Origin of the sequence: Streptomyces sp. NPDC029216, assembly GCF_040648015.1 — a bacterium.
Lineage (GTDB): Bacteria > Actinomycetota > Actinomycetes > Streptomycetales > Streptomycetaceae > Streptomyces.
In genome coordinates this window covers 35,050-54,358 of the sequence record NZ_JBEZWL010000041.1, presented here as the reverse complement: position 1 = coordinate 54,358, position 19,309 = coordinate 35,050, and the positions used below count along the sequence as shown (strand labels likewise).

20 protein-coding genes are annotated in these 19,309 nt (G+C 71.5%); 1 reads left to right on the top strand and 19 read right to left on the bottom strand.

Annotation, left to right across the window (positions count from 1 at the left end):
- Window positions 1-57 precede the first annotated feature (57 nt).
- From nusB to rpsD, 15 genes are all read right to left on the bottom strand, one after another.
- Entirely contained in the window at window positions 58-492 is a 435-nt protein-coding gene (gene nusB / locus AB0F18_RS17435) for a transcription antitermination factor NusB (protein ID WP_362061019.1), read from the bottom strand.
- Window positions 493-494: 2 nt separating this feature from the next.
- On the bottom strand, window positions 495-1,061 hold the full coding sequence (gene efp / locus AB0F18_RS17430; RefSeq protein ID WP_362061016.1) for an elongation factor P: 567 nt from the start codon (window positions 1,059-1,061) through the stop codon (window positions 495-497).
- A 59-nt stretch (window positions 1,062-1,120) separates the two neighbouring features.
- The gene (locus AB0F18_RS17425) at window positions 1,121-2,227 is read right to left on the bottom strand and encodes an aminopeptidase P family protein (RefSeq protein ID WP_362061013.1); all 1,107 of its coding nucleotides are present in this window, start codon (window positions 2,225-2,227) and stop codon (window positions 1,121-1,123) included.
- 82 nt (window positions 2,228-2,309) lie between these two features.
- Window positions 2,310-3,044 (bottom strand): AAA family ATPase, encoded by a 735-nt coding sequence (locus AB0F18_RS17420; protein WP_362061010.1) that lies wholly within the window; start codon window positions 3,042-3,044, stop codon window positions 2,310-2,312.
- Window positions 3,045-3,090: 46 nt separating this feature from the next.
- Entirely contained in the window at window positions 3,091-3,531 is a 441-nt protein-coding gene (gene aroQ / locus AB0F18_RS17415) for a type II 3-dehydroquinate dehydratase (RefSeq protein ID WP_362061007.1), read from the bottom strand.
- Window positions 3,528-4,619, bottom strand: coding sequence for a 3-dehydroquinate synthase (gene aroB / locus AB0F18_RS17410; RefSeq protein ID WP_362061005.1), 1,092 nt, complete (start codon window positions 4,617-4,619; stop codon window positions 3,528-3,530). The genes aroQ and aroB overlap by 4 nt, the downstream gene beginning before the upstream one ends.
- The gene (locus AB0F18_RS17405; protein ID WP_362061002.1) at window positions 4,616-5,134 is read right to left on the bottom strand and encodes a shikimate kinase; all 519 of its coding nucleotides are present in this window, start codon (window positions 5,132-5,134) and stop codon (window positions 4,616-4,618) included. The genes aroB and AB0F18_RS17405 overlap by 4 nt, the downstream gene beginning before the upstream one ends.
- Window positions 5,131-6,315 carry a chorismate synthase gene (aroC, locus tag AB0F18_RS17400; RefSeq protein WP_362060999.1) on the bottom strand — a complete coding sequence of 395 codons (1,185 nt, stop codon included), beginning with the start codon at window positions 6,313-6,315 and terminating at the stop codon, window positions 5,131-5,133. Before aroC ends, AB0F18_RS17405 begins: the two co-directional genes overlap by 4 nt.
- A 268-nt stretch (window positions 6,316-6,583) precedes the next feature.
- Complete coding sequence (locus tag AB0F18_RS17395) at window positions 6,584-7,408, bottom strand: shikimate dehydrogenase (RefSeq protein ID WP_362060996.1); 825 nt, start codon at window positions 7,406-7,408, stop codon at window positions 6,584-6,586.
- A 6-nt stretch (window positions 7,409-7,414) separates the two neighbouring features.
- Window positions 7,415-9,139 carry an endolytic transglycosylase MltG gene (mltG, locus tag AB0F18_RS17390; protein ID WP_362060993.1) on the bottom strand — a complete coding sequence of 575 codons (1,725 nt, stop codon included), beginning with the start codon at window positions 9,137-9,139 and terminating at the stop codon, window positions 7,415-7,417.
- A 128-nt stretch (window positions 9,140-9,267) separates the two neighbouring features.
- Window positions 9,268-9,738 (bottom strand): Holliday junction resolvase RuvX, encoded by a 471-nt coding sequence (gene ruvX / locus AB0F18_RS17385; RefSeq protein WP_362060990.1) that lies wholly within the window; start codon window positions 9,736-9,738, stop codon window positions 9,268-9,270.
- 2 nt (window positions 9,739-9,740) lie between these two features.
- Window positions 9,741-12,410 carry an alanine--tRNA ligase gene (gene alaS, locus AB0F18_RS17380; protein WP_362060987.1) on the bottom strand — a complete coding sequence of 890 codons (2,670 nt, stop codon included), beginning with the start codon at window positions 12,408-12,410 and terminating at the stop codon, window positions 9,741-9,743.
- Window positions 12,410-12,763, bottom strand: a complete 354-nt coding sequence (locus AB0F18_RS17375) for a DUF6167 family protein (RefSeq protein ID WP_362060984.1) — start codon at window positions 12,761-12,763, stop codon at window positions 12,410-12,412. The genes alaS and AB0F18_RS17375 overlap by 1 nt, the downstream gene beginning before the upstream one ends.
- A gap of 8 nt (window positions 12,764-12,771) precedes the next feature.
- Window positions 12,772-13,200 carry a DUF948 domain-containing protein gene (locus AB0F18_RS17370; RefSeq protein WP_362060981.1) on the bottom strand — a complete coding sequence of 143 codons (429 nt, stop codon included), beginning with the start codon at window positions 13,198-13,200 and terminating at the stop codon, window positions 12,772-12,774.
- A gap of 191 nt (window positions 13,201-13,391) precedes the next feature.
- Complete coding sequence (rpsD, locus tag AB0F18_RS17365; protein WP_007263048.1) at window positions 13,392-14,003, bottom strand: 30S ribosomal protein S4; 612 nt, start codon at window positions 14,001-14,003, stop codon at window positions 13,392-13,394.
- A 259-nt stretch (window positions 14,004-14,262) separates the two neighbouring features.
- Here rpsD and AB0F18_RS17360 point away from each other — a divergent pair, with 259 nt between their 5' ends.
- Window positions 14,263-14,979 (top strand): DUF2470 domain-containing protein, encoded by a 717-nt coding sequence (locus AB0F18_RS17360; protein WP_362061024.1) that lies wholly within the window; start codon window positions 14,263-14,265, stop codon window positions 14,977-14,979.
- A 17-nt stretch (window positions 14,980-14,996) separates the two neighbouring features.
- On the opposite strand, the gene AB0F18_RS17355 is transcribed toward AB0F18_RS17360, so the two are convergent.
- The 4 genes from AB0F18_RS17355 to AB0F18_RS17340 all read right to left on the bottom strand — a co-directional run bounded on the left by AB0F18_RS17355 (window position 14,997) and on the right by AB0F18_RS17340 (window position 19,162).
- Window positions 14,997-16,352 (bottom strand): replication-associated recombination protein A, encoded by a 1,356-nt coding sequence (locus AB0F18_RS17355; RefSeq protein ID WP_362060978.1) that lies wholly within the window; start codon window positions 16,350-16,352, stop codon window positions 14,997-14,999.
- Window positions 16,353-16,393: 41 nt separating this feature from the next.
- A complete protein-coding gene (locus AB0F18_RS17350) occupies window positions 16,394-17,008 on the bottom strand; it encodes a vitamin K epoxide reductase family protein (RefSeq protein ID WP_362060975.1) in 615 nt (204 codons plus the stop codon).
- Between the two features lie 173 nt (window positions 17,009-17,181).
- Window positions 17,182-18,441 (bottom strand): histidine--tRNA ligase, encoded by a 1,260-nt coding sequence (gene hisS / locus AB0F18_RS17345; RefSeq protein WP_362060972.1) that lies wholly within the window; start codon window positions 18,439-18,441, stop codon window positions 17,182-17,184.
- A 10-nt stretch (window positions 18,442-18,451) separates the two neighbouring features.
- Entirely contained in the window at window positions 18,452-19,162 is a 711-nt protein-coding gene (locus AB0F18_RS17340) for an MBL fold metallo-hydrolase (RefSeq protein ID WP_362060969.1), read from the bottom strand.
- Between the last annotated feature and the right edge of the window lie 147 nt (window positions 19,163-19,309).

Sequence of the window (19,309 nt, the reverse complement as noted above, 5' to 3'; positions counted from 1 at the left end):
CGGAAGGGCCCGCAACGCGGACGTTGCGGGCCCTTCCGTATGTGCGCGGTGCGCGCGTCAGTCCTCGCCGCGGCGCAGGCTCGGCTTGAGGTCCTTGAAGCGGGCCAGCAGGCCGTTGACGAAGGCCGGCGATTCGTCCGTGGAGAACTCCTTCGCCAGCTGCACCGCCTCGTCGATCGCCACGGCGTCCGGGGTCTCGTCGACCCAGATCAGCTCGTAGGCGCCCAGCCGCAGGATGTTCCGGTCCACGACCGGCATGCGGTCGAGCTCCCAGTCCACGGCGTAGGTGACGATCAGGTCGTCGATGCGGTTCACCTTCTCGGCATAGCCCTCGACGAGGTCCATCGTGAAGGCGTTGACCGGCGGCTGCCGGACGTCCGCATTCGCGTGCCGGATCCAGTCCGCGAGGACCTCGCGCACGGGGACGCCGCGCTGGTCGGCCTCGAAGAGGATCTGGAAGGCGCGCTTGCGCGCGTTGCTCCGGGCAGCCACGGTTAGCTGTTCACCCGGCCGAGGTAAGCGCTGGTGCGGGTGTCGACCTTGATCTTCTCGCCGGTGGTGACGAAGAGCGGGACCTGGATCTCGTGGCCGGTCTCCAGCTTGGCGGGCTTGGTGCCGCCGGTGGAGCGGTCGCCCTGGACGCCCGGGTCGGTGTGCTCGATGGTCAGCTCGACGGCGGCCGGGAGCTCGACGTAGAGCACCTCGCCCTCGTGCGTGGCGACCGAGGCGGTGAAGCCCTCGATGAGGAAGTTGGCGGCGTCGCCGACGGCCTTGCGGTCGACCATCAGCTGGTCGTAGGTCTGCATGTCCATGAAGACGAAGTAGTCGCCGTCCATGTACGAGAACTGCATGTCACGGCGGTCGATCGTGGCGGTCTCGACCTTCGTGCCGGCGTTGAAGGTCTTGTCGACGACCTTGCCGGAGAGCACGTGCTTGAGCTTGGTGCGCACGAAGGCCGGGCCCTTGCCGGGCTTGACGTGCTGGAACTCGACGACGGACCAGAGCTGGTCACCGTCGAGCTTGAGCACCATGCCGTTCTTGAGGTCGTTCGTGGAAGCCACGGTTGCGGAATCTCCTGCACTGGAAGACCGGGGAGGCGCACCCAGCCCGCCACAGCGGACTACAGTGCGAGCAGCTCCTTGGTCGTAATGGTGAGTAGCTCGGGACCGCCGTCCGCCTCGGGGCGCACGACGAGCGTGTCATCGATCCGGACACCTCCCCGGCCCGGGAGGTGAACCCCCGGTTCGACGGTGACCGGCACGCAAGCGTCCAGTTTACCCATTGCCGTAGGTGCAAGCTGCGGGTCCTCGTCGATTTCGAGGCCGACCCCGTGTCCCGTGCATCCGGCGAGGGCCTCGCCGTACCCCGCCGAGTCCAGTACGGACCGTGCCGCGTGGTCGACGTCGCGGTACGCGGCGCCGGGCAGCAGCGCCTCCCGGCCGGCCCGCTGGGCGGCGAAGACGAGGTCGTACAGCTCGATCTGCCAGTCGGCCGGAGTGGTGCCGATCACGAAGGTGCGGCCGATCTCGCAGCGGTAGCCCCGGTAGTTCGCGCCGAGGCAGACGGACAGGAAGTCGCCCTCCTCCACCCGCCGGTCCGAGGGCCGGTGCCGGGAGCGGCCGGAGTGCGGGCCGGTGCCGACGGAGGTCGGGAAGGCGGGGCCGTCCGCGCCGTGGTCGACGAGCCGGCGCTCCAGCTCCAGGGCCAGGTGGCGTTCGGTGCGCCCGACGAGGATCGACTCCAGCAGCTCGCCGAGGGCCTGGTCGGCGATCTCGGCGGCGATGCGCAGGCAGGCGATCTCCTCCTCGTCCTTGACCAGCCGCTGCTGCTCCACGGCGGTCCCCAGGTCGGCCAGCCGCAGCCGGGGCGCGACGGAGCGCACGGCGCGGTGCCGGGCGACGGTGAGGTGGTGCTCCTCGACGGCGAGGGAGTCCGCCCGCACGGCGGCGGCGCGGTCGGCCGCCGCCACGGCCGGATCGGCCCCCGGGCCGCTCAGCAGGCTGAGCGGCAGCTTCTCGTCCAGCCGCCCCTCGTCGGCCTCGCCGGTGGGGGCGCCGGCGCAGAACAGCTCGTCGTCGGCGGGCCCGACCAGCAGCACGGCGCCCAGCGGGGACGCCCCGGCGAGGTAGCGGACGTTCGCCGGACGCGTGATCAGGGCGGCGGAGTTGCCCGCGGCGGCGCAGCGCTCGCGGAGCAGGCCCCTGCGGGCCGCGTACACGTCTGACATGTCTTCGAGCGTACGAGCGCCCCGCGCATCCGGCCCGGTGAGCGCGTCCGGACGGGCCGGGAGCCCGCCGTCCCTCCGGGGCCTACCAGCGGGGAGGGCTCGCCAGGGCCCGCGCGAGGACCTCGTCCAGGGCGCGCGCGGTGGCCTCCACGTCGAGGTGGGAGTTGTCGATGATCGGCAGCCCGGAGCCGTACCAGCCGGCCATCCGGCCGTGGATGCGGGCGACCTCCTCGTCGGACAGCCGCCGGTTGCCGGAGCGGGCGGCGTTGCGGTCCAGGACGATCTCCAGGCCGGGGAGCAGCACGACCGGGAGCAGGGCGGGTCCGACGTGGCGCTTCCAGCCGCCGAGCCCGACCACGGGCCGGTCGGGGAAGACGGCGTCGTCGAGGATGCAGGAGATCCCGTTGGCCAGGAAGTTGCGGGCGGCGAAGCCGCAGGTGCGGCGGGCGAGGCGGTACTGGGCCTCGGAGTGGTCGTTCCAGCCCGCCTGCGGGTCCGCGAAGCCCGAGCGGACCCATTCGCGGACGTCGTCGAGGCTGACGTGCGCGGTCGGCACCGGGCGGGTCTGCGCCCAGTGCCGGGCCACGGTGGTCTTGCCGGCGCCCGCCGGGCCGATGAGCAGGACGGCGAGCACGGCACCGCCCGTCCCCCCGGTGGGGGGCGCGGGCGGCGCGGGCGCGACGGGGGGCAGCGGGATGTGCCCCGTCGCCTCGGGCACCGGGGCCGCCGGCCAGCCCTGCGCAGGGGGTATCGGCGGTGGCGGGGGCGCCGCCGGGTGCTGTCCCGGTGGACCCCAGCCCCCCACTCCGTGCTGCATCCGCGCCACTCCGTCTCGTTCAGGCGACTGATGCGAGAACGTTATCTCAGGCCGTGACCTCTTCGGCCAGCGCGCGCAGCGCCAGCCGGTAGGAGCCCAGGCCGAACCCGGCGACGGTACCGGTGGCCACGGCCGCGATGACCGAGGTGTGCCGAAATTCCTCCCGGGCGTACGGGTTCGAGATGTGCACCTCGATCAGCGGCGCGGTGCGCTGCGCGGCCGCGTCCCGCATGGCGTACGAGTAGTGCGTGAAGGCGCCCGGGTTGATGACGACCGGGAGCTTCTCGTCCGCCGCCTCGTGCAGCCAGCGCACGAGCTCCCCCTCGTCGTTGGTCTCGCGGACCTCGACGTCGAAGCCGAGTTCGGCGCCGAGGGTGCGGCAGCTCTCGACCAGGCCGGCGTACGAGGTGGCCCCGTAGACGTCGGGCTCGCGGGAGCCGAGCCGGCCCAGGTTCGGGCCGTTCAGCACCAGGACCCGGCGGCTCACGCCGAGACCTCGCCGTACGCGGCGATCAGGTGGGCCGGGTCGGGGCCCTCCAGGACGGTGGGCTTGCCGAGGCCGTCGAGGACGATGAAGCGCAGCAGGTTGCCGCGGGACTTCTTGTCGACCTGCATGGTCTGGAGCAGCTTGGGCCACTGGTCGCCGCGGTAGGTCAGCGGCAGGCCGACGGAGGCGAGGACGGCCCGGTGGCGGTCGGCGGTCGCGTCGTCGAGGCGGCCCGCGAGGCGGCCCAGCTCGGCGGCGAAGACCATGCCGACGGAGACGGCCGCGCCGTGCCGCCACTTGTAGCGCTCGTTCTTCTCGATGGCGTGCGCGAGGGTGTGCCCGTAGTTGAGCACCTCCCGCAGCCCGGACTCCTTGAGGTCGCTGGAGACCACGTCCGCCTTGACCTGGATGGAGCGGCAGATCAGCTCGGCCGTGTGCGGGCCGGCGGGCGTACGGGCCGCCGCCGGGTCCGCCTCGATCAGGTCGAGGATCACCGGGTCGGCGATGAAACCGGCCTTGATGATCTCGGCGAGGCCGCTGACGTAGTCGTTGACGGGCAGCGACTCCAGGGCCGCGAGGTCGCACAGCACGCCGGCGGGCGGGTGGAAGGCGCCGACGAGGTTCTTGCCCTCGGCGGTGTTGATGCCGGTCTTGCCGCCGACGGCCGCGTCCACCATCCCCAGGACGGTGGTCGGGACCGCGATCCAGCGCACCCCGCGCAGCCAGCTGGCCGCGACGAAGCCCGCCAGGTCGGTGGTCGCGCCGCCGCCCACGCCGACGATCACGTCGGTGCGGGTGAAGTTGGACTGGCCGAGGGCCTTCCAGCAGTAGGCGGCCACCTCGACGGTCTTGGCCTCCTCGGCGTTGGGCACCTGGATGGCGACGGCCTCGTAGCCCTGGTCCGCCAGGTCCGCGCGCAGCGCCTCGCCGGTCTCGGCGAGGGCCTCGGGGTGGATCACGGCGACCCGCTGGGCCTTGGTGCCGATCAGGCCGCCCAGCTCGCCGAGCAGCTGCCGGCCGACCAGCACGTCGTACGCGTCGTGTCCGGCGGCGGCACCGACGTGGATCCGCGTCACCTGGTCTGTCATACGTCCTTCAACTCCAGAGCGTCGAGGACCGCCTGGGCGACCTCTTGGGGGGTGCGCTCGTCCGTGGCCACCACGACGCGCGCGACTTCGGTGTACAGGTGCCGCCGGGCGTCCATCAGCTCGCGCCACTGGCGGCGCGGGTTGACGGCCAGCAGCGGGCGGGCGGCGCCGAGGCCGACGCGGCGCACGGCCTCCTCGACGTCCATCGACAGGTAGGCGACGGGCAGCCCGCGCAGCAGGGCGCGGGTGCCCTCGTCGAGGACGGCGCCGCCGCCGAGGGCGAGGACCCCCGTGTGCCCGGCGACGGCGGCCGCGACGGCCTGCCGTTCCAGCTCACGGAAGTACGGCTCGCCCTCGTCGACGAAGATGTCGGAGATCTCGCGGCCCTGGGCCGCGACGATGTCCGCGTCCGTGTCCCGGTAGGAGACGCCGAGCCGTTCGGCGAGCAGCGCCCCCACCGTGGACTTGCCGGACCCCATGGGGCCGACGAGGACGACGAGCGGTCCGCCCGTCACCGGATCTGCAGGTTGTCGAGGTAGGACCGCACGTTGCGGCGGGTCTCGCCGACGGAGTCGCCGCCGAACTTCTCGACGACCGCGTCGGCCAGGACCAGCGCGACCATGGCCTCGGCGACGATGCCCGCGGCGGGCACGGCGCAGACGTCGGAGCGCTGGTGGTGCGCCACGGCCGCCTCGCCGGTGGCGACGTCCACGGTGGCGAGGGCACGCGGAACGGTCGCGATGGGCTTCATCGCGGCGCGGACGCGCAGCAGTTCACCGGTGGTCAGGCCGCCCTCGGTGCCGCCGGAGCGGCCGGAGGTGCGCTTGAGGCCCTCGGGGGTGGAGACGATCTCGTCGTGCGCCTGGGAGCCGGGCACGCGGGCCAGCTCGAAGCCGTCGCCGACCTCGACGCCCTTGATGGCCTGGATGCCCATGAGCGCGGCGGCGAGGCGGGCGTCGAGGCGGCGGTCCCAGTGGACGTGGGAGCCGAGGCCGACGGGCACGCCGTAGGCGAGGACCTCGACGACGCCGCCGAGGGTGTCGCCGTCCTTGTGGGCCTGGTCGATCTCCGCGACCATCGCCTTCGACGCGTCGGCGTCGAGGCAGCGCACCGGGTCGGCGTCGAGCTTGTCGACGTCGGCGGGGGTCGGGTAGACGCCGTAGGGGGCCTTGGCCGAGGCCAGTTCCACCACGTGCGAGACGATCTCGATGCCCGCGACCTCCTTGATGAAGGAGCGGGCGACGGCGCCGAGCGCGACGCGGGCGGCGGTCTCACGGGCGCTGGCGCGCTCCAGGATCGGCCGGGCCTCGTCGAAGCCGTACTTCTGCATGCCCGCGAGGTCGGCGTGGCCGGGGCGCGGACGGGTCAGGGGGGCGTTACGGCCGGTCTCCTTGAGCAGCGAGGGGTCGACCGGGTCGGCCGACATGACCGTCTCCCACTTGGGCCACTCGGTGTTGCCGATCATGACCGCGACCGGGCCGCCCTGGGACAGGCCGTGGCGGACGCCGCCGAGGAAGGTGATCTCGTCCTGCTCGAACTTCATCCGGGCACCGCGTCCATAGCCGAGCCGGCGCCGGGCCAGGTGGTCGGCCACCAGCTCGGTGGTGACCGGGACGCCGGCGGGAAGGCCCTCCAGCGTCGCGACCAGGGCCGGTCCGTGCGACTCTCCTGCGGTCAGCCAACGCAACCTGCTCAACGATGCTCCTCATGCTCGCGCCTGCCACTGCGGCGGCGAGTCCTGGGGGCCCCTCCCAGCGGTAGCTGGGGGAGCGCGGACCGGGACCGCCGGTACCCGAATCCTCCCACGTCCCGGCGGCTGCACCGCTCTCCCGTCCAGCTATCGGACGGCCGTCTCACGCCGGCGCCACCACTGGTAGCCCTCGTAGAGGACGATCGCGGCCACGAGCGAGCCGATGATCCACTTCGCCCGGGCCGGCAGACTGCCGGGCAGCGCCCTCAGGAGGCTAACGGGCGGCGAGTGCCCGTTCTCCGGCGGCCCGCATGGCCGCGAGGGGGCCCGGGGCCCGCCCGGTCATCTGCTCGACCTGGAGCACGGCCTGGTGGACCAGCAGGTCGAGGCCGCCGAGCAGCTTGCCGCCACGGCCGGACCAGGCGGCCGCCAGCGCGGTGGGCCAGGGGTCGTAGAGGACGTCGAAGAGGGCGCCCGGGTCCGCGGGCACGGCGGAGGCCAGCTCGTCGGTGGCGCCCGCCGGGGTGGTGGCGATCACCAGCGGGGCCGCCAGGGCCTCCGCGGCCCGCGACCAGTCGGCGGTACGGACCTCGACGCCGAGGCGCTCGCCCCACCGGCGCATCTCGTCGGCGCGGGCGGCCGAGCGGACGTACGCGGTGATCTCGCCGGTGCAGATCCGCGCGAGGGCGGCCAGCGCCGAGGAGGCCGTGGCCCCCGCCCCGAGAACGGCGGCGGCGGGCACCTTGTCGACGCCCCGCTCGTGCAGGGCGGCGACTATCCCGGGGATGTCGGTGTTGTCGCCGACGCGCCGGCCGTCCTCGGTGAGGACGAGGGTGTTGACCGCCTCCACCGATGCGGCGGTGTCGCTGATCTCGTCGAGCAGCGGGATGACCGCCCGCTTGAGCGGCATCGTCAGGGAGAACCCGGCCCACTCGGGGCCGAGTCCGGCCACGAACCCGGGGAGCGCGGCCTCGTCGATCTCGAACCGGTCGTAGGACCAGTCGTCGAGGCCGAGCTCCTCGTAGGCCGCCCGGTGCAGCACCGGTGAGAGGGAGTGCTCGATGGGAGAACCCAGCACCGCGGCCCGTGTCCGTGACATGTCCTGCTACCCGCCGTTCTTCTTCTTCGCCTGACGTTCCTGGAACTCGGCGACGAGCTTGAGGTGTTCGTCGTAGGTCTTGGTGAACGTCGTCTTGTCGCCGTCGACCGACACGAAGAACATCCAGCCGCCGTGGTCGGGGCTGAGCGTAGCGGTCAGCGCGTCCATGCCGGGATTGTTGATCGGGCCGGGCGGGAGGCCCTTGACGAAGTGCGTGTTGTACGGGTGGTCGAAGGCCTGGGCTTCCTTCAGGTTGAAGTTGATCTCGCTCTGGTTCTTGACGTAGTTGTACGTCGAGTCGAACTGGAGCTTCTGGTTCGTGACGTCGTTGGTCTTCTTGAGGCGGTTGTAGACCACCTCGGCCATCTTGCGGAAGTCGTCGTGGTTCTTGCCCTCGGCGTTGACGAGGCTGGCGACCGTGACCACCTGGAGCGGGTTCTCCAGGTTGAGCTCCTTGGCCTTGCCCTCGACGCCCAGCTCTGCGTACTTGTCGGACGCGTTCTTGACCATCTGCTTGAGCAGGGACTCCGGGGTGCTGTCCTTCTTGAGGTCGTACCGCATCGGGTACAGGAAGCCCTCAAGGGGGTCCATGACCTTCGGGTTGCTGGCGGCCCACGCCGGCAGGCCCAGGTTCTTGGACTCGCGCTGGGCGATCTCCCGGGTGGTGCCGTCCGGCTTGCCGAGCTTCTTGTCGATCATCGAGTAGACGGCGGAGTTCCGCGCGCCCTCGGGCACGGTGATGACGGCCAGCTTGCTGGGGTCGACCATCAGCGCGACGGCGGCCGTACCCGACATCTTCTTCTTCAGCGGGTAGATGCCGGGCTGGATCGACTTGCCCTTGGGGTTGGCGTTCGCGGCGTCCACGAAGGCCTGGGCGCTGGCGACCACGCCGGCTTCCTTGAGGATGCGGCCCATCTGGCCGAGGCCCGCGTTCTTCGGGATCTCGACGTCCACGGTCTCGTCCGTGCCCTCGCCCGCGAAGTCCTCGGTCGCGCCGAACCGGTCCTTCAGGTAGCCGTAGCCGTAGTAGCCGCCACCGCCGACGATGCCGACGATCACCACGGCGGCGATCAAGCAGGCCGCGCCGCTGCGTTTCTTCTGCTTCTTCTTGCCGGCCTTGCCGCCCTTGCCGCGGCCCGCACGGCGGCCGCCGGACGCCGGCTCGTCGGCGTCGTCCCCGCCGCCGTCCGCCGGAAGCAGGGATTCCTCCGGCTCCTCGTCCACCTCGGACGGTTCCGGTTCCAGGTGGCGCCGGCCCGGGGGCTGCGGCGGAGGGAAGGCGTCCGGCGTCGCGTACAGGTCGGGGGCCTCGCCGGGGTAGGCCCCGGCGGACTGCTGGGCGTACGGGTCGGCGCCCGCGTAGGGGTCGGTCTGGACGGCGGCCATGTACTGCTGCTCGTGGCCGCCGTCCCAGCCCTGGCCCTCGTACAGCGGCTGCTGCTGGAGCTGCTGCTGGGCGTGGGCGTGCTGCGCCGCGTACACCTGCTGCTCGGCGTACTGCGGGTGCTGCTGCTGCGGGTACTGCGCGGGATATTCCTGCTGGTACTGCGGCTGCTGGTACTGCAGGTCCGGGTACTGCGGCTCCAGAGGGTGCTGGTACTGCTGCTGCGGGTCACCGCCGTAGGGCACCTGCTCCTGCTGCGTCTGGTGCGCGGTCCACCCCTGGTCCCCGTAGAGGGGGTCCTGGGGGCTCCACGGTTCGGAGCCGTGGCCCCGGCCATAGTCAGTCATCGGTCCCCTAGAGCCGCGAGACGTGGTCCTCGGCTCATCTCGGCCGCGGCACCCGGTTCCGCCTCTTGAGTGGTGGGCGACGGCTGTTCGAATGCCGTCTCATCGCGCGGAACGTTACCGTATCGCGATCAGACAACCACTTCGACGCACTCACCAGGCGGATTACCTGATACCCGTTCGGTCTCAAGAGCGTTCTGAAGGATGACCACAGCGGCGGCCTGGTCGATCACCGACCTGCCCTTCTTCGCGTTCTTCCCGGAGGCCCGCAGTCCCTGTGCGGCGGTGACCGTGGTCATCCGCTCGTCCACCAGACGGACCGCCACCGGCTTGATGCCCTTGGCCAGTTCGTTCGCGAAGGCGCGCACCTTGGCCGCGGCCGGCCCCTCCCGCCCGCTGAGCGAGCGGGGGAGGCCGACGACGACTTCGAGGGGCTCGTACTCCTCGACGAGCTGCCGCAGCCGCCGGTGGGCGGCCGGGACGTCCCGGCCCGGGACGGTCTCCACCGGCGTGGCCAGCACCCCGTCGGGGTCGCACGAGGCGACCCCGATCCGGGCGTCTCCGACATCGATGGCCAGCCGGCGGCCACGGCGCAGGCTCATCGTCAGGCCGTCTCGACGACGAGGCGCTCGACCGCGGCGATGGCCTCGGGCACGGCGGCCGGGTTCTGGCCGCCGCCCTGGGCCACGTCCGGCTTGCCGCCACCGCCGCCGCCGAGGGTCTTGGCGGCGGTGCGGACCAGGTCGCCGGCCTTGAGGCCGCGCTCGCGGGCCGCCTCGTTGGTGGCGATGACGGTCAGCGGGCGGTCGTTCGCCACGGTGAACAGCGCGACGACGGCCGGGCGGTCGCCAGGGATGCGTCCGCGGACGTCCAGGACCAGCTTGCGCAGGTCGTCGGCGCCCGTGCCGTCCGGCACCTGGCCGACGACGAGGGCGACGCCGCGGATGTCCTGGGCGTTCTCGGCGAGGCCGGCGGCGGCCTGGAGCACCTTCTCCGCGCGGAACTTCTCGATCTCCTTCTCGGCGTCCTTCAGCTTGCCGAGCATGGAGGCGATCTTCTCCGGCAGCTCCTCCGGACGGCCCTTGACCAGCTCCTGGAGCTGGGCGACGACCGTGTGCTCCTTGGCGAGGAAGTTGTACGCGTCCACGCCGACGAGGGCCTCGACGCGGCGCACGCCGGAGCCGATGGAGGACTCGCCGAGCAGCTTCACCAGACCCAGCTGGGCGGTGTTGCCGACGTGCGTACCGCCGCAGAGCTCCTTGGAGAAGTCGCCGATGGTCACGACGCGGACCCGCTCGCCGTACTTCTCGCCGAACTCGGCGATGGCGCCCTGCTTCTTCGCCTCGTCGATGCTCATGATCTCGGCGGTGACGTCGAGCTCGCGGGAGAGCACGTCGTTGATCTTCTGCTCCACGTCGGTGAGCACCGTGCCGGGGACGGCGTTCGGCGAGCCGAAGTCGAAGCGGAAGCGGCCGGGGCTGTTCTCGGAGCCGGCCTGGGCGGCCGTCGGGCCGAGGGCGTCACGCAGCGCCTGGTGGGTCAGGTGGGTCGCCGAGTGGGCGCGGGCGATGGCCCGGCGGCGCCTGACGTCGATGGCGGCGTACGCGGAGGCGCCGACCGTGACCTCGCCGACCTGGACGGAGCCCTTGTGGACGGAGACGCCCGGGACGGGCTGCTGGACGTCGCGGACCTCGATGACGGCGCCGCTGTCGAGCTTGATGCGGCCCTGGTCGGCGAGCTGGCCGCCGCCCTCGGCGTAGAAGGGGGTGCGGTCGAGGACGACCTCGACCTCGTCGCCCTCGGAGGCGGCGGGCGCGGAGACGCCGTTGACCAGGAGGCCGACGATGGTGGCCTCGCCCTGGTTGGTGGCGTAGCCGGTGAACTCGGTGGCGCCGGAGCCGTCGGCGATCTCGCGGTAGGCGGAGACGTCGGCGTGACCGGTCTTCTTGGCCTTGGCGTCGGCCTTGGCGCGGTCGCGCTGCTCCTGCATCAGGCGGCGGAAGCCGCTCTCGTCCACGGAGAGGCCCTGTTCGGCGGCCATCTCCAGGGTGAGGTCGATCGGGAAGCCCCAGGTGTCGTGGAGCAGGAACGCCTTGTCGCCGGAGAGGACCGTGCCACCGGCGGCCTTGGTCTCGGTCACGGCGGTGTCGAGGATGTTCGTGCCGCCCTTGAGGGCCTTGAGGAAGGCGGCCTCTTCGGCGAGCGCGACGGTCTCGATGCGCTTGCGGTCGGTGATGAGCTCCGGGTACTGCTGCCCCATCGTGTCGATGACGACGTCGATGAGCTCCTGGACGACCGGGCCGGTGGCGCCCATGAGGCGCATGTTGCGGATGGCGCGGCGCATGATGCGGCGCAGCACGTAGCCGCGGCCCTCGTTGCCGGGGGTGACGCCGTCGCCGATGAGCATGACGGAGGTGCGGATGTGGTCGGCGACCACGCGCATCGACACGTCGCTGTCCTGGGCGGCGCCGTAGCGCACGCCCGTCAGCTCGGTGGCCTTGTCCATGACCACGCGCAGGGTGTCGGTCTCGTACATGTTCCGGACGCCCTGGAGGATCATCGCCAGGCGTTCGAGGCCGAGACCGGTGTCGATGTTCTTGGAGGGCAGGTCGCCGAGGATCGGGAAGTCCTCCTTGCCCTCGCCGGCGCCGCGCTCGTACTGCATGAAGACCAGGTTCCAGATCTCCACGTACCGCTCGTCGTTGACGGCCGGGCCGCCCTCGACGCCGAACTCGGGGCCGCGGTCGTAGTTGATCTCGGAGCAGGGGCCGCAGGGGCCGGGGACGCCCATGGACCAGAAGTTGTCCTTCTTGCCCAGGCGCTGGATGCGCTCGGCGGGAACGCCGATCTTCTCGCGCCAGATCGTCTCGGCCTCGTCGTCGTCGAGGTAGACGGTGATCCAGAGCTTCTCGGGCTCCAGGCCGTAGCCGCCGTCCGCCACGGAGCTGGTGAGCAGCTCCCAGGCGTACTTGATGGCGCCTTCCTTGAAGTAGTCCCCGAAGGAGAAGTTGCCGCACATCTGGAAGAACGTGCCGTGGCGGGTGGTCTTGCCGACCTCTTCGATGTCCGGGGTGCGGACGCACTTCTGCACGCTGGTGGCCCGGGGGGCCGGGGGCTTGGTCTCACCGAGGAAGTACGGCTTGAACGGGACCATGCCCGCGTTGACCAGCAGCAGAGTCGGGTCGTCCGCGATGAGCGACGCCGAAGGGACAACGGTGTGACCGCGCTCCTCGAAGAAGCTCAGCCAGCGGCGGCGGATTTCAGCCGACTCCATCAGTGGTCCTCATTCCGGTTGTACGTAACCGCCGAGTGGTTCCGGCGGTGGGTGGTCGTGTCGTTCGCGATGGCCCGCAGCCGCCGCGGCCCGGGGAGGGCGGTGACGTTGTCGGGCCGGTCGGGGTCCTGGGTCAGGCCCAGTGCGTCGTTCAGCTCGTCCTCGCGCTGCGTCATTCCCGCCTTGACGTCGAGGGCGAAGTCCTTGAGGCGGTGGCCCGCCTCCACGGCCTTTTCGGCCGCCTGGGCCGCGAGGCTCTCCGGCGTCAGCTTCTTGAGCTGGCGGTTGACCTTGGTGGTGGCCCAGACGCCGGCGGCGGCGCCGGCGGTGAACCAGAAGGCTCGGCGGAACATCGGAGGTCTCAGCCCTTCTGCTTGCGGCGCCGGGGCGCCGGCACCGTACGGCCGACGATCACGGTGCGCCGGGGGGTCCGCTCGGTTCCCGCGTCGGTCCTGCCCAGTGCCTTGCGCACCCCGTAGCCGAAGGCCGCGACCTTGACGAGCGGGCCGCCGAAGGTGGAGGCCACGGTGGAGGAGAGCGCGGAGGCGTTGGAGGTGACCTCCTGGACGTCGCTCGCGATCGCGTCGACCCGGTCGAGCTGGGTGCGCGCGGAGCGGACGGTCGTCGAGGCGTCCGCCAGCAGCGGGACGGCCTGCTCGGTGACCTCGGCCACGAGCTTGGTGGTGGCCCTGAGCACCTGGGCGAGCCTGGCCAGCGCCACTGCGAGGAAGGAGACCAGGATGGCCCAGAAGACGGCCACGATGATCCCGGCCACCTCTCCACCGGACACGTTGCACCGCTTCCTGAATCTGGAAAACCTACGGGTTGAGTCTGCTCCGACCCTATCGCGCCGGAGATCCGCCGCAGTACCGGATTCCCGTGCGGCTCGTTCCGGACACGGGCCCGGGTACGGCAAAGCCCGCCGCCCCCGGAGGGGACGGCGGGCCGGACCAGCCTGTGAGTGGCTACGCGGCCGCTGGATCAGCGGGCGTAGTACTCGACGACGAGCTGCTCGTCGCAGATGACCGGGATTTCCTTGCGGTTCGGGTCGCGGTCGAGGCGGAAGGCCAGGGCCTTCAGGTTGACCTGCAGGTAGCGCGGGGTCTCGCCCTCACCGGCGTAGCCACCCTCGCGGGCGACCTGGAAGGGGTGCTTCTCGCGGCTGCGCTCGCGAACCGTGATGACGTCGTCGGGGCGCACGCGGAACGACGGCTTGTCGACCTTGCCACCGTTGACCTCGATGTGGCCGTGGACGACCATCTGGCGGGCCTGGTAGATGGTGCGGGCGATGCCGGCACGCAGGACCAGGGCGTCCAGACGACGCTCGAGCTCGACGACCAGCGCCTCGCCCGTCTTGCCCTCGGCCTTCTTCGCGCGGTCGTACGCGCGGGCCATCTGGCGCTCGGAGATGTCGTACTGAGCGCGCAGGCGCTGCTTCTCCAGCAGACGGACCTTGTAGTCCGAGTTCTGCTTGCGGCCACGGCCGTGCTCGCCCGGCGGGTAGGGGCGGGCCTCGAAGTACTTGACGGCCTTCGGCGTCAGGGCGATGCCGAGGGCACGAGACTTCTTGACCTTGGGTCGCTTCTGGTTCACGGGGAACCTACCTCCATGTAAGTTAGGTGAGGCTTACCTTATCGAGGAGGACGTAATGTCTCGACCACATGGGATCCCCCTGCCCAGTGCGCATCGCAGTTCGGGTTCCAACGAAACGGAATCCGCTTTCGATGACGGTAGGCAAGGTCAGCCGCGTCCCAGGGAAGGCGTTCGGCAGCTCACCGGAGCCGAACGCGTACGAACCCTCGTAGAGTCCAACGCCTCAGTATCCCTCACTCTGCCGGGTGCTCGTGACCAGCTGTGGACCCGTGACCAGGGAGAGTGCGGGACAGGGGCGCCGGCCGCTCGGACCGTCACCCCGGACGGGGACGTGATTCTCCTGGTGCCAGGGGAATCCGCGGCGGCCAGGGCCGCCGCTCACGCCCAGGACGACGACCTCCCCGCCGTGATCGAGATCACGGACGTGGCGCCGGTGTCCGTGCCCCATCGTATACGGGGCCGCGCCTGGCTCGCCGGGTGGCTGACCCCGGTCCGCGGGGACGACCGCGCCGTCTGCGCCGCGCTCATGGCCGAGCGCCATCCGGTGGGCGAGCTGCTCGGGCTGACGGAGTCCCTCGACGCCCCCTCCACGGGCCGTCCGGCCTGGATGCTGCTGCGCCTGGAGGTCGGCGAGGTCTCGGTGGACGACCTGTGGGGCGCCGAGCGGGTGGACCCCGAGGAGCTGGCGGCGGCCGAACCGGACCCGATGACGGCCCACGAGGCGGAACTCCTCCAGCACCTGGCGTCCGTCCACCCCGAGCGCCTCGCCGGCCTGTGCGGGCTGCTGGGCTCCCGGGAGGCGCCCGCGCTGACCCCCGTCCCGCTCGCCCTGGACCGCCTCGGGCTGCGCGTGCGCTTCACCCGCGGGCCGGGCCTCGCCGCCTTCGACGCCCGCTTCGACTTCCCCGAGCCGGTCGCGGACGTCTGCGGTCTGCGCCGCGCGCTGCGCTCGCTGTTCGCCGCGGCCGCCCACTGAAGAAAGGCGCGGCCCGCTCAGGAGCCGCTGCCGCGCAGCCGCTCGCGGACCTTCTCCACCACGTCCGCGTACCGCGCCTCCGCCCCGTACCGCGTCGGCTCGTAGTACCGCTTCCCGTGGATCGCGTCCGGCGCGTACTGCTGCGCGGCGATCGCGCCCGGCACGTCGTGCGGGTACACGTACCCCACGGCGTGCCCCAGCTTGGCCGCGCCCTTGTAGTGCCCGTCCCGCAGGTGCGCCGGCACGGCCCCGGCCAACCCGGCCCGTACGTCGGCCAGCGCGGCGCCGATCGCCGTCGTGGCGGTGTTGGACTTCGGGGCCAGCGCCAGCGCGATCGTGGCGTGCGACAGGGTCAGCGCGGCCTCCGGGAAGCCGATCATCGCCACCGCCTGGGCCGCCGCGACCGCCAGCGGAAGGGCGGTGGGGTCGGCCAGGCCGATGTCCTCGCTCGCGGAGATCATCAGCCTCCGCGCGATGAACCGCGGGTCCTCCCCCGCCTCGATCATCCGCGCCAGGTAGTGCAGCGCGGCGTCCACGTCCGAGCCGCGGATCGACTTGATCAGCGCGCTCGCCACGTCGTAGTGCTGGTCGCCGTCCCGGTCGTAGCGGACGGCCGCCCGGTCGACGGCCTCCTCCAGCGTCTGGAGGGTGATCTCCTCCTCGCCCTTGGCGAGGGCCGATCCGGCCCCCGCCTCCAGCGCGGTCAGCGCCCGGCGGGCGTCGCCCCCGGCGATGCGCAGCAGGTGCGCCTCGGCGTCGGCGGGCAGCGAGACCGCGCCGCCCAGGCCGCGTTCCTCCTCCAGGGCGCGGTGCAGGAGCCCGCTCAGGTCGGCGTCGGTCAGCGGTTCCAGGGTGAGGAGCAGCGAGCGCGACAGCAGCGGGGAGATGATCGAGAAGTAGGGGTTCTCCGTGGTCGCCGCGATCAGGGTGACCCAGCGGTTCTCCACGGCCGGGAGCAGGGAGTCCTGCTGCGCCTTGCTGAAGCGGTGGATCTCGTCGAGGAAGAGGACGGTCTCCTTGCCGTAGCCGCCGGCGGCGCGCTTGGCGCCCTCGATGACGGCCCGGACCTCCTTGACCCCCGCCGTGATGGCCGACAGTTCGACGAACCGCTTCTGCGTGGCCTGGCTGACCACGTACGCGAGGGTGGTCTTCCCGATCCCCGGCGGCCCCCAGAGGATCACGGACGAGGCTCCGGCCGGTCCCCCGGCGCCCTCCCCCACCAGTCGCCGCAGCGGTGAGCCGGGCTTCAGCAGGTGCTGCTGGCCGACCACTTCGTCCAGGGTGCGCGGGCGCATCCGGACGGCCAGCGGGGAGCTGGCCGGGTCCTTCTCCTGGCGGTCCTCGGCGGCGGCGGTGAAGAGGTCTGGTTCCACACCTAGAGCCTAAGCGAGCCCTGTGACAGTACCGCCGGGCCTCAGGAGGTCCAGAAGTCCCACCAGCGGGTCAGGATCAGCATTCCGATGATCCCGATGTGCAGGACGGGCAGCACCCACGTGAACTCGTCGAGGAAGCCGCGCAGCCAGCCGGGCGCGGGCAGCATCCCCTGGCGGACGTTGTGCGAGGTGACGTACCAGAACATCAGGATCGTGCAGACCCAGGCGAGGCAGCACCACAGGCAGAGCGAGTTGATGTTGTACAGCGACTGGTACATCAGCCAGGCGCAGAACCCGACGCCGAAGAGCATGCCCGCGTTGAGGGTCAGCCAGTACCAGCGGCGGAACCGGGCCCCGGCGAGCAGGCTCATGCCGACGCAGATGACGATGCCGTAGGCGACGAGCCCCAGCATCGGGTTCGGGAAGCCGAAGGCCGACGCCTGCTCGCTCTTCATGATGTTGCCGCAGGAGACGACCGGGTTCAGGCTGCAGCCCGGCGTGAAGTTCGGGTCCTCCAGCAGCTTGAACTTGTCGATGGTGATCACCCAGGCGGCGAGCAGCGCCGCCGCTCCCGTGATGACCAGCAGCAGGGCCAGCGCCCGGCTCCCGCCGTAGGTCCGCGGAGCGGTATCCGCGCCGGCTCCCGTAGTCGTCATCCCGCGCGCTCCACATCCCACGTCGGCAAGGTCATCAAGCAGGGGCCATTGTGCCGTACCGCGGGCTCCGCCTCCCGTTCGATCGGTATAAGGGCGGCCGGAAAGCGGTGGAGGCGGGACGGGGAGCACTCACCGTCCCGCCTCCGGCGGCCGTGCGGGCCGGCCCGCGTGCGTCAGGCCAGGCGGGCCTTGACCTCGGCGACCAGGCCGTCGACCGCCACGGCGGTCTGCTCGCCGGACTCCATGTCCTTGAGCTGGACGACGCCCTCGGCGAGGTCTCGGTCGCCCACGACGACGGCGAAGCGCGCACCGCTGCGGTTCGCGTCCTTCATGGCGCCCTTGAGGCCCTTGCCCCCGTACGACATGTCCGCGGCAACGCCCGCCTTGCGCAGCTCGGTGACCAGGCCGAACACGGCCGGCTTGGCCTCGCCGAGCGCCACGGCGAACACCGACGTGGCGGCCGGGATGTCCAGCTCCACGCCCTCGGCCTCCAGGGCGAGCACGGTCCGGTCGACGCCGAGCGCCCAGCCGACCGACGGCAGGGCCGGTCCGCCGATCATCTCGGACAGGCCGTCGTAGCGGCCGCCGCCGCCGACCGCGGACTGGGAGCCCAGGCCGTCGTGGACGAACTCGAAGGTGGTGCGGGTGTAGTAGTCGAGGCCGCGCACCAGCTTCTCGTCATCCTCGAAGGCGACCCCGGCGGCCGTGATCAGCGCCCGGACCTCCTCGTGGTACGCCTTGCACGCGTCGCACAGGTAGTCGCGCAGCACGGGCGCGCCGACCAGCTGCTTCTGCACGTCGGGCCGCTTGTCGTCGAGGACGCGCAGCGGGTTGATCTCGGCCCGGCGGACGGTCTCCTCGTCGAGGTCGAGGCCGCCCAGGAAGCCCTGGAGGGCCTCCCGGTAGACGGGGCGGCACTCCTTGTCACCGAGCGAGTTCAGCAGGATGCGGAAGTTGCGCAGGCCCAGGGAGCGGTACGCCTGGTCGGCGAGGATGATCAGCTCGGCGTCCAGCGCCGGGTCCTCGGCGCCGATGGCCTCGGCACCGACCTGGGAGAAGTGGCGGTAGCGGCCCTTCTGCGGCTTCTCGTAGCGGTAGTACGAGCCCGAGTACCAGAGCTTGACCGGCAGGTTGCCCTTCTTGTGCAGGCTCGACTCCAGGGCCGCGCGCAGCACGGAGGCCGTACCCTCGGGGCGCAGGGCCAGCTGGTCGCCGCCCTTGGTCGTGAAGGCGTACATCTCCTTGGAGACGATGTCGGTCGACTCGCCCACACCGCGGGCGAAGAGGCCGACGTCCTCGAAGCCGGGGGTCTCGATGTAGCCGTAGCCGGAGTTCCGCAGGGGCGCGGAGATGGCCTCGCGCACCGCCAGGTACTTCACGGAAACCGGCGGGATCAGGTCGTACGTGCCCTTGGGGGCCTGAAAAGTAGCCACGAAACTCTCGTCACATTCCTCGTCGTGGGGCGGCGGTGCCGTCCCCCAGGCCGGCGGCGACTTCCCGCAGGTACGGGTTGGTCGCGCGCTCGCGGCCGATGGTGGTCTGGGGACCGTGGCCGGACAGCACCACCGTCGAGTCCTCCAGCGGCAGGCACACGCGGGCCAGCGACTGGAGTATCTCGGCGTGGGAGCCGCCGGGCAGGTCGGTGCGTCCGATGGAGCCGGCGAAGAGCAGGTCGCCCGAGAAGAAGACCGGCGGAACGTCGGCCTGCTCGGGCATCCGGAAGGTCACCGACCCCTTGGTATGCCCCGGCGCGTGCGCCACCGAGAACTCCATTCCGGCCAGCTTCAGGGCGGCGCCGTCGGACAGCTCGCGGACGTCGTCCGGCTCGCCGACGGTCAGTTCTCCCATGAGCGGCATCCCGATGGAGCGGCCGAGGGCCTTCTCCGGGTCGCTCATCATGTAGCGGTCCTCGGGGTGGATCCAGGCCGGTACGTCGTGCGCTCCGCACACCGGGACCACCGAGGCCACATGATCGATGTGGCCGTGGGTCAGGACGACCGCGACGGGCTTGAGACGGTGCTTCCTCAGCGTCTCCTCGACACCCTGGGTGGCCTGGTGGCCCGGGTCGATGATGACGCACTCCTCACCCGCGGCGGGGGCGACCAGGTAGCAGTTGGTCCCCCAGGCCCCGGCGGGGAACCCGGCAATCAGCACGTTCGTCCTCAATCGTCGCTCGGCGGGAGGCAGCAGTTCGGAATCTGCTGCTCAGAGCCTACCGGCGCCGCTCATCACACAGCGAACCCATATACGGTACGGCCTAACCCAGCCCGGACAGCGGTACCAGAGACGCACAAGGAGACG